Genomic DNA, 1,685 nt, shown 5'->3' with positions numbered 1-1,685 from the left:
GCGTACGCCGTCGCGGGTGGCAAGGTGGACGGACGGGTGGGGGAGACCGCTCTGTACGTCCGACCTCTGTGAGTACCACCATGACCGCACACTCCGTCCACCTTGCCACCCGCGACGGCGTACGCGGCGATGAGCTTGCTCACATGGTCAGCGCACCCCCACCGCGGCCAGGGCCTTGCGCTGGTGGGCGCTCGGACGGGCCGGGAAGTACAGGTAGCAGACCCCGCCGGTGCCGGAGGAGACCCCGCCGGTGGCGTTGTACCGCTTCGTCCGCAGCCAGATGTTCTCGAACTCCCGGCGCTTGTACACCCGTCGTACCGCGTCGTCCCCCGGCGAGGCCGGATCGTTGGCGATCACATCGCCGTCCGCGGTGAAGCCGATCACCGTCATGAGGTGTCCGGACGTGCCGTAACCCGCCCCGGTCAGCTCGGTGCTCAGGAACGACTGGGACGTTATGGCCGGGATGCCGGCCGCCACCAGCGTCTCCAGATCCGTCAGCGAGACGAGCCGGGTGACGACGCCCTGGAGGTCGGCGAAGGTCGCCGCGTAGGCCGCGTTGAACGGCCAGTTGCCGCAGCCCTCGTACTGGTAGTCGTAGGTGTAGCGCGCGGCCGCGTCGACCTGTGGATCGGCGTAGGACGGGTCGATCCAGGACAGTTGGCCGGCCGTGAGCCGGCCGCCCCAGTACTCCACGATCATCTGCGAGGAGGTCGGACTGCACCACGCCTCGCCGCCGTTGTCGTACTGCGGGTACTGGCCCTTGTGGATCTCCTGCGAGTAGCGCGGCACCACCAGTTCCTGCGCGAGGCCGGGCGTGGAGGCCGGGACGGTGAAGCGGTCGGGGATGTCGGAGCCCATCGCGCCGAGCCGCCACACGGTCGGGGTGAGCCGCGTGCCCGGCCTGCGGTAGAGGGTCAGGCGCAGCCGGTACGACACGAGGCGCAGCCCGGTGCTCGCGTCGTCGATGGCGAAGGTGTCGGTCCAGATGCTGCTCCGGCCGTCGCTCTGGCCGTCCACCGAGGTCCGCTTGATGTCCTGGTCGCCGGCCGCCCAGCGGCCCATCACGTACCAGGGCGTGTCGCCGCCGTCCGAGTACGTCCCGCTCAACTCCACCTGGATCCAGGTGCCGTCGGGGGTGTGCGCGTTCCAGGAGGAGACGACCTCGGTGGCCGGGACCGTGAGCCGGTACCGCGGGGCGGTCCAGGTGGCGTACTCCCAGGTCGCGGTGGTGCCGGTGTGCGGGTCGGTGTAGTCGACGGTGCCCGCGGGGGCGCCGATCTCCACACCGGGGCGGGGGCCGGAGACCGCGCGGGCGCCCCGGGCGGTGCCGGTGCGCCACTCGCTGTAGGTGGTCCAGGCGTGGTAGTCGACGGGGCGGGCCCCCGCCCGGCCGGGCTGGTCGGCGGCGACCGCCCGGGCGGTCGCGGTCCCGCGCTGGGCGGCCGCCGCGGCGGGCGTGGCGGCGCCGGCCACCGCGGCGGCGACCGCGACGGTCAGAACGGTTCTGCGGGACGGCTGTTGGGCGCTGCTCATGGGCGCGATTACCCCCAGGTGTCCGGAGTCATGGCTGGATCATGTGCACGTCGTGCGCCAACTATGGAGCAGCCGCCGGGCCCCTGCCAGCACTTGGGCGGATGCCGCGCCATGAATATTGGTCTGATCCGGTGACGGTGCGGGCGCGGGGC

1 protein-coding gene is annotated in these 1,685 nt (G+C 72.1%); it reads right to left on the bottom strand.

Annotation, left to right across the window (positions count from 1 at the left end; all coding sequences use genetic code 11):
- Window positions 1-147 precede the first annotated feature (147 nt).
- On the bottom strand, window positions 148-1,533 hold the full coding sequence (locus CCN72_RS34040; RefSeq protein WP_086812166.1) for a peptidase C39 family protein: 1,386 nt from the start codon (window positions 1,531-1,533) through the stop codon (window positions 148-150).
- Window positions 1,534-1,685 lie beyond the last annotated feature (152 nt).

The sequence above is a fragment of the Streptomyces murinus genome, assembly GCF_002154555.1.
Lineage (GTDB): Bacteria > Actinomycetota > Actinomycetes > Streptomycetales > Streptomycetaceae > Streptomyces > Streptomyces murinus.
Note: the sequence above shows the minus strand (reverse complement) of the source record. Positions and strands in the feature narration are given on the sequence as shown.